We start from the raw sequence: 8,183 nt of genomic DNA on the forward strand, positions 1-8,183 counted from the left end.
AGATCTTAAGATTAAAGAATTGAGTTGTAAAATTAACTTCAAGTTTATTGATAATTAAACGTAACTAAATATGATTTACTTGTTTGCCATAAAATAGTATCAGTTCCAATTTCCAATGAACCTTCTGAATTAAATATATAAGGGTCAACTGTAATTAAGTTACTAATTATAATCTTACCTTTTATTGTTTCTTGGTTTTTAGTGGAAAATGTTTATAGTGGTTTATAGTTTCTCTTGACTTTTAGTTTTATTTGCTAATTCTATTTTATCAGAAAATTTTGAATCATTTTTTGTTGTGCTTAGATTATAAATTCAAGAGACATGAAAACTCCCCATGTTTATTATCATCTTATTCGGGAGGAGTTTTCAAATACAAATTACTTCACATTGCATTATTTTATTACAAGTAGGTTTATAAATTTTTAACACTGAAAGTATCTCCAGCTTCAATTGTTCCGGATTCATATCCTTTTTTGAACCATCTCATACGTTGTTCGCTTGTACCGTGTGTGAAAGTATCAGGTATTGATTTTCCATAAGCTTGTTCTTGAATTCTGTCATCACCAACTCCGGCGGCAGCATTCATGGCCTCTTCTATATCACCAGGTTCTAAATATCCCATTTTTTTCGCATAGTGTGCATAAACTCCAGCATAATAATCTGCTTGAAGTTCAAGCCTAATCATATATTGATTAAATTCTACTTCACTTAATTTATTTTTTAGAGCAAAGACTTGGTCTAATACACCTAATTGGTGTTGAACATGGTGTCCAACTTCATGAGCTAATACGTATGCTAGAGCGAAGTCTCCAGTTGCACCAAATTTATTGTGCAAGTCATCATAAAAATCTGTATCCATATACACTGTTTCATCACCCGGACAATAAAATGGTCCTGTTTGAGATGAAGCTGTCCCACAGGCACTTTGGGCTGAACCTGTATAGAGTGTAAGTTGTGGTTCTGAATAATTTAAGTTATGTTGTTTAAATATTTCCTTCCATACGTCCTCTGTGTCAGCTAAGACAACTGAAAGAAATTCTTGACGTGTTTTAGTTTCTTGTGAATGTTGTGTTGAAACTTGCTGAGTTGTATTTCTACTTGAGCCATTATTTAATACTTCAAGTGGATTTCCTCCCATTAAAAATACTATTAACATGATTATTAAGAGTCCGCCACCTCCGATTGGAGCCATACCACCTCTTCTTCCTGCTCCACCTATATTTACATTAGAACTTTGTCGTCTACCTTGCCATTTCATAATATCTCCACCTATTTATTACATTTTTATCTATTTACCCAAAATGTAAATGTAATAATAAAATTATAAAGTGAAAGAATAAATCTATTTCTATGGTTAATTGAAGATTTAATATGGTTTTGATATAATTATTTCTAATAAATGTTCTGAGGTGAGAAAAAATGAAAGAAGTAATTTATAGGGCATACGAGTTGTATACAGAAAATAATCCTTTGATAATAGCTACTATTATTTCTAAGAGTGGTTCAACACCAAGAGGAGAAGGTTCTTCTATGATTATAACTGAAAATGGATATGATTTTGGAACAGTTGGTGGTGGGGCTCAAGAATTTCAAGCGATTGAATTAGGGAAAAATTTAGTTAGAGAAAAAAATTCTGACAATCATAAATATATATTGACCAACAATGAAGCTGAAGATATAGGAATGGTTTGTGGTGGAACTAATAGAATTCATTTTGAATACATTGACCCAAGTGATAAATTGGCTGGGGAGTATTTAAAGTTTATTATGGACAATTATTCTACTGCTGATATTTCTGTAGTATATGATTTAGATTTGAGTTGTGGTTTTACTATTGAAGTAGATGGAGGATTAAAACCATTTACTAAAGGTGGAAGTTCTGAAAATTTATTCAAATTTAAAATTGAAGCAGAGCCTAAGATGTTTATTTTAGGTGGGGGGCATGTATCTCAAGCAACAGTTCCAATTTTGAATTATCTAGGATATGAGACGATAGTTGTAGAGAACAGAGCAGAATTTTTAAAGGAAGAAGATTTTCCAAATTCTAAAAGATATTTGATTGAATATGAAGATGTAAAAAAATTGGATATAACTAGAGATGACTATGTGATAATACTCACAAGAGGTCATATTTCTGACAAGATTGCTCTTAAGTCAGCACTTGATAAAAAGCCTAAGTACATTGGAGTAATAGGAAGTAGAAAAAAAGCTATTTTGATGTTTAAAGATTTAGAGGGCACAGAGTATGAAGAGATTGCAAAGGGAAGAGTATTTTCTCCTGTTGGCATTGAGATAGGTGCTGAAACTCCTAAGGAGATAGCAATTTCTATAACTGCTCAGATAGTGGCAGTAGCGAGGGGGATGTATGAAGACAATAAGAACTGAAGATGCTGTTGGATACGTTTTAGGACATGATTTAACTCAAATAATAAAGGGGGTAAGCAAAGGGGCGAGATTTAAAAAAGGTCATTTAATAAAAGAAGAAGATGTGCCTGTGCTTTTAGAAATGGGAAAAGAGCATATTTACATTTTTGAAGTATTGGAAGATGAATATCATGAAGAAGATGCTGCAAAGGAGATAGCTCGAAAAATTTCTGGAGACAATATAAAGTTTTCAGACGTATCTGAGGGTAAAGTTAATTTAATTGCGGATGCTGATGGGGTATTGATTATTGATGTAGAAAAGCTTTTTAATTTGAATTCAATAACTGATGTAACTATAGCGACTAAGTTTTCTGACATAGCTGTAAAAAAAGGAGATATTATAGCTGGAACTAGAATAACTCCGGTAAAGATAAAAAAAGATGTCATTGATGAAATTAAAGATGAAAAAGTAATAGAAGTTGTTCCTTTTAAAGCTTTAAAATATGCAATAGTTACTACCGGAAGTGAAGTTTCAAAGGGTAGAATTGAAGATAAATTTACAGATGTTGTAAGGACTAAGTTTGCTCAGTTTGATTTTGAAGAGATAAGCCAAGAATATGCGTCTGACGATTTAGATGAAATTTCAGAAAAGATAGATAGAGCAGTAGTAAAAGGAGCAGATGTTGTAGTTTGTACTGGTGGGATGAGTGTGGATCCTGATGACAATACACCGGGAGCGATTAAAAAATCTTCATCTGAAAAGATAACTTATGGTACTCCTGTGCTTCCAGGGGCAATGTTTATGGTTGCTTACAAGGATAGTACGGCTCTACTTGGGTTGCCGGGGTCTGTTATGTACTGTGAAAAGACAATCTTAGATATGATATTACCTAAGATTGCAGCGGGAATAAAGTTGGGAAAAAATGATATTGTCAAACTTGGTCATGGAGGTCTACTATGACAGATTTAACTCATTTTGATGAAAATGGGAATGCAAGAATGGTGGATGTAACTGAAAAATCTGTAACGGATAGGATTGCTATTGCAAGTGGGATAATAAAAATGTCAGAGGTTGCTCTTAGCAAGATAGTTAACAAGGAAATTCAAAAGGGAGATGTTTTAACTGTGGCTCAAGTTGGTGGGATTATGGCGGTTAAAAAAACTTCTGATTTAATTCCAATGGCACATCCAATAAGCATTACAGGTACAGATTTGAATTTTGAAATAGACGAAGAAAATTTACAGATAAAAGCTATTTGTAAGGTAAAAGTTTCTGAAAAAACAGGTGTTGAAATGGAAGCTTTAACTGGTGTTTCTATGGCATTACTAACTATATATGATATGGTTAAGGCGGTAGATAGGGCTATGGAAATAACTGATATAAAATTAGAATATAAGGCCGGTGGTAAAAGCGGTGAATTCAAGAGGAATTGTTGATAAGTCAGGCAGAATAATAGACTATATAAGAGTTTCTGTAACACAACAATGTAATTTGAGATGTGTTTATTGTATGCCTGAAAATTGTAGGATTGAAGAAGAAAGACTAGACTTTGAAGACTATTTGAAAATTTTAAGGGTTTTCAGAGAGTTAGGTGTGAAAAAAGTTAAGATAACAGGTGGAGAACCTCTAGTTAGAAAAGGTATTAATGAGTTTGTAAAGTCGCTAAAAAATGATATTGGATTTGAATCTGTTACATTGACAACCAATGGAATTTTATTATCTGAAAATATAGATAGCTTATTAGAAGCCGGAATAGATGGAATTAATATTTCTCTAGATACTATGGACAGGCAAAAATATAGAGAAATTACTCGATTTGGAGAATTTAATTCTGTAAAAAATGCAATAGATAAACTTTTGGCTAAAGGGTTTAAAAATTTAAAGATAAACATGGTTCCAATTGATGGAGTTAATAGCAACGAGATTTTAGCATTTGCAGACTTTGCACATAATAATCCTGTTGCAGTGAGGTTTATTGAGCTTATGCCTATATCAGAAGCTGTAAACTATAGAGGAATTAAGAGAGAAGAAATAATTTCTAAAATAAGAGTGAAATATGGTGAAGAAAAGCTATTAAATGAAAAATTGGGAAATGGACCGGCTGAATATTATACTTTTAAAAACTTTAATGGAAAGATTGGTTTTATAGATGCAGTTGGACACAGATTTTGTGAAAACTGCAATAGAGTTAGAATGGATTCAAATGGTAATTTGAGACTTTGTCTTGAATATGGAGATGGAATTTCTATGTTAGATTTTATTGAAGGGAAAATTTCCAAAGACGAATTTAAGGAAAAGTTGAGAAAAATTATTTATAAGAAACCAATAGCTAATGATTTTGATATGAATTCGGTTAGTGATTTCAATATGAATAATATTGGGGGTTAAAATGTATAGTGTATTTATTTTAACGGTGAGTGACTCAGGTTATTATGAGCAAAAAGCGGACTTTAGTGGTCCGGAGATTGTAGACTTGATGAAAGAAAATGGATATGAGGTAGTAGGAACTGGAATGGTTCCGGATGATAGAGAACTCATTAAAAAAGAACTGATAAAAAATGCAAGCGCAAATTTAATTTTAACTACAGGCGGAACCGGGCTGGGTATGCGAGATATAACTCCTGAAGCAACAAAGGATGTAATTGATAGAGAAGTTCCTGGGCTTTCTGAGCTTATGAGAATGAAATCTTATGAAGTTGTGAAAAGTGGTATTTTATCCAGACAAGTTTGTGGAACAATTGGAAGTTGCCTAGTGGTAAATCTACCGGGCAGTCCAAAGGCAGCTAAAGAAAATATCAGTTTTATCTTAAGTCCGTTAAAACATGCTCTTAAGATGCTAAATACTGAAAAATCCAATTGTGCGGGGATAGAGAGATGACAATAGCTATTATAATTCCAGATGAAGATTACAACTTAGATGTGCTTAGGACACTTATGGTAAATGTAAAGCCGGCTGTGAGCGATGTTTTTGTAGTGGAAAATAATGTTGATAAAAATCACTTGATAAAATCGGGTGCTATTTTTATAGATAAGAGTTCGACAGAAGAAATTATTGATAAGTATGAGAGAAAGTTCATATTTGAAGATTTAGTTGAAGATTTGTTAAGAGTTGATTATTTAGCTCTGGAAAAAGAGAGCGCAAATGGTATCTTCAAAGTTAAAGACGGTTCCTTTAGGTTAGTCACGTCTGAAAATGAGACGGAAAAATTTGAAGCTCCGGGAGACATTCAAATGACTTGCCAGGTGAAATTGACTCTAAATAAAAACAGAAGATTTTATGGTCCGGGGACTGCCCAACTGCTTAATTTAATAGATAGGACTCAATCTGTTAAATCAGCTGCCGCAGCTATGAATATTTCTTATTCTAAAGCTTTACAGATGATAAGAACTATGGAAAAGGGATTGGGATACAAAGTTGTGGAGAAAAAACAAGGCGGAACAGGTGGAGGAGAAAGCTTTTTAACGGAAGAGGGAAAGTTGTTTGCAAAGAAATACATTAAATTTAACTTAGAGGTAGAGGAATGTGTAAGAAAAATTTTCAAAAAGTATTGGTAGGAATAATGATGTTGATGTTAGTTTTGGCAGCGTGTCAAAGTAAGTCAGCTGAAGAAACTAAAAACAATGCTCCAAAAGAAGAAGTTCAAGCTATGGAACCCATAACAGTTTCTGCAGCAGCTTCATTAAAAGAAACTATGAACATTATAGGCGAGCAATATGGAAGTCCTGTTGAATTCAACATGGGTGGTTCAGGTACTTTGAGAACTCAAATTGAGTCAGGAGCACCGGCAGATGTATTTATCAGTGCCTCTAAAGAACACGTTGCAAAGCTTGAAGATAAGGGATTAGTAAAAGAATCTCAAGATTTATTAAAAAATAAATTAGTAATCGTCGGTAAAAAAGATTTAGCGTCAATCGAAGATGTATTAAATGGTGGAAAATTTGCAATCGGAGAACCTGAATCAGTTCCAGCAGGTAAGTATGCAAAAGAAGCTTTGACTAACTTAGGATTATTTGACAAAATGCAAGACAAAATTGTATTAGGTTCAGACGTTAGAAACGTATTGGAATGGGTTAAGAGCGGAGAAGTTGACTACGGAGTAGTATACAAAACAGACGCTTTAGTTGCTAAAGACGATGTTAAGATTGTATATGAATTCGAAGATGGAACTCACAAGGATATAATTTATCCAATGGCTCTTTTAAATGACAAACCTGAATCAAAACAATTCTATGAATACATCAAAGGCGAAGAAGTTAAGAAAGTATTTGAAGAATATGGATATGAGGTAATAGATGGAGCTAATAAGTAATTCTATTTTATTTGCAAGTGTGGCTAGTATATTTACATTTATACTAGCCATATTAGCAGCACGAGTTGTTCTAAAAAGAGAGTCGAGAATTTTAGACATATTATTTACACTGCCAATGGTATTGCCGCCAACAGTAATGGGTTTTTTGTTACTTATAGTTTTAGGAAATAAAGGTATATTTGGTGGATTTTATAATTTGCTGAACATACAAATACTTTTTACACCAGCAGCTAATATTATAGCAGCGACAGTTGTCAGTTTTCCAATTATGTATAAAAGTGCATATGCAGCATTTAAATCAGTTAACGAAGATTGTATATTAGTTTCAAAGACACTTGGGTTATCTGATGGAGAAATATTTAGAAAGATAACATTGCCACTTTCTAAATATGGATTGGTTTCAGGACTTATCTTATCTTTTTCAAGAGCGCTTGGAGAATTTGGAGCAACGATGATGGTCTCAGGCAACATAAAAGGCAAAACTCAAACTCTTTCGACGGCAATATATACAGCTGTGCAAGCCGGCAATTATAATCAAGCATATATGTTGGTGTTACTTGTTATTGCAATCAGTGCGGTGTTGATATTTTTAACTATGTTTTTTACGGAGAAGAAATGACACTTGATATAACTATAAAAAAGAAATTAAAGAGTTATGACTTAGATATTGAATTTAAAAGTGATTTCCAAAAAATAGGATTGTTTGGGCCATCAGGTGCAGGCAAAACTCAATTATTAAAGAGTATTGCCGGAATAACAGAACTTAAATCGGGATGTATTAAACTTGATGGTGAAGTACTTTATAATTCAGATAAAAATATAAATGTGAGACCTCAAGATAGAGAAGTTGGGTACCTATTTCAAAGCTATGCACTCTTTCCACATATGACTGTAAGAAAACAGATAGAGTTGACATCAAAAGTAGAAAATTTGGAAGAACTCTACAAAAAATTTAGAATAGAACATCTACTTGATTCTAAACCAAACAATATAAGTGGTGGTGAGGCGCAAAGAGTTGCAATGGTGAGAATGTTGGCAAGCAAGCCAAAGATAATACTCCTAGATGAACCTTTTTCAGCTATTGATATGAATTTGAAAGTCAAGCTGAGAAGTGAACTTAAGGAAATGCTAAAAGAGTTTTACGGAACAGTTGTAATAGTTAGTCATGATATAGACGATATAACGGAATTATGCGAAGAAATTATCTTTATTGAAAAGGGTAGGGTAATTGCAGATGAAAGAGTTGAATCTTTTGGAAATTATTTAAATAAAGATATGGCAAGATTAATAGGGTATGAGAGCATAAAAATAAAAGGTAGAGACATTTACTATAACCCTAAAAAATTTAAAACCGAGTATAGCGATGGTGATACTAAATTTAAAGGAAAAGTAGTTTCAATTGTAAATTCTTTGAATTACAATATTTTAAATTTAAAAGTTGAAGGGCAAATTTTAAGAGCTGAATTTTTAAGAGATCTATACACTTTTGAAGTTGATAGTGATTTAGA

Annotated in this window: 10 protein-coding genes; 9 read left to right on the top strand and 1 reads right to left on the bottom strand. The window is 32.8% G+C overall.

Going from position 1 to position 8,183, the window contains the following annotated elements; genetic code table 11:
- Positions 1-412: 412 nt before the first annotated feature.
- On the bottom strand, positions 413-1,258 hold the full coding sequence (ypfJ, locus tag HMPREF9129_RS04595; protein WP_004820842.1) for a KPN_02809 family neutral zinc metallopeptidase: 846 nt from the start codon (positions 1,256-1,258) through the stop codon (positions 413-415).
- Between the two features lie 161 nt (positions 1,259-1,419).
- Between ypfJ and HMPREF9129_RS04600 the strand changes: the two genes are divergently transcribed.
- The 9 genes from HMPREF9129_RS04600 to HMPREF9129_RS04640 form a co-directional block, all read left to right on the top strand.
- Positions 1,420-2,385: an XdhC family protein gene (locus tag HMPREF9129_RS04600; RefSeq protein ID WP_004820843.1), complete on the top strand. Its 966-nt coding sequence runs from the start codon at positions 1,420-1,422 to the stop codon at positions 2,383-2,385.
- The gene (locus HMPREF9129_RS04605) at positions 2,366-3,325 is read left to right on the top strand and encodes a molybdopterin-binding protein (protein ID WP_004820846.1); all 960 of its coding nucleotides are present in this window, start codon (positions 2,366-2,368) and stop codon (positions 3,323-3,325) included. Before HMPREF9129_RS04600 ends, HMPREF9129_RS04605 begins: the two co-directional genes overlap by 20 nt.
- Positions 3,322-3,801, top strand: a complete 480-nt coding sequence (gene moaC, locus HMPREF9129_RS04610) for a cyclic pyranopterin monophosphate synthase MoaC (RefSeq protein WP_004820849.1) — start codon at positions 3,322-3,324, stop codon at positions 3,799-3,801. Before HMPREF9129_RS04605 ends, moaC begins: the two co-directional genes overlap by 4 nt.
- Positions 3,779-4,753 carry a GTP 3',8-cyclase MoaA gene (gene moaA, locus HMPREF9129_RS04615; RefSeq protein ID WP_004820850.1) on the top strand — a complete coding sequence of 325 codons (975 nt, stop codon included), beginning with the start codon at positions 3,779-3,781 and terminating at the stop codon, positions 4,751-4,753. The genes moaC and moaA overlap by 23 nt, the downstream gene beginning before the upstream one ends.
- A gap of 1 nt (position 4,754) precedes the next feature.
- Positions 4,755-5,243: a MogA/MoaB family molybdenum cofactor biosynthesis protein gene (locus HMPREF9129_RS04620; protein WP_004820852.1), complete on the top strand. Its 489-nt coding sequence runs from the start codon at positions 4,755-4,757 to the stop codon at positions 5,241-5,243.
- Positions 5,240-5,920: a winged helix-turn-helix domain-containing protein gene (locus HMPREF9129_RS10605; RefSeq protein ID WP_004820854.1), complete on the top strand. Its 681-nt coding sequence runs from the start codon at positions 5,240-5,242 to the stop codon at positions 5,918-5,920. The genes HMPREF9129_RS04620 and HMPREF9129_RS10605 overlap by 4 nt, the downstream gene beginning before the upstream one ends.
- Entirely contained in the window at positions 5,887-6,675 is a 789-nt protein-coding gene (gene modA, locus HMPREF9129_RS04630) for a molybdate ABC transporter substrate-binding protein (protein WP_004820855.1), read from the top strand. Before HMPREF9129_RS10605 ends, modA begins: the two co-directional genes overlap by 34 nt.
- Complete coding sequence (gene modB / locus HMPREF9129_RS04635) at positions 6,659-7,294, top strand: molybdate ABC transporter permease subunit (protein ID WP_004820858.1); 636 nt, start codon at positions 6,659-6,661, stop codon at positions 7,292-7,294. The genes modA and modB overlap by 17 nt, the downstream gene beginning before the upstream one ends.
- A partial coding sequence (locus HMPREF9129_RS04640) for an ATP-binding cassette domain-containing protein (RefSeq protein WP_004820861.1) occupies positions 7,291-8,183 on the top strand: 893 nt, incomplete at its 3' end. The genes modB and HMPREF9129_RS04640, both read left to right, overlap by 4 nt.

Source organism: Peptoniphilus indolicus ATCC 29427, assembly GCF_000227315.1.
Classification (GTDB): Bacteria; Bacillota; Clostridia; order Tissierellales; family Peptoniphilaceae; genus Peptoniphilus; species Peptoniphilus indolicus.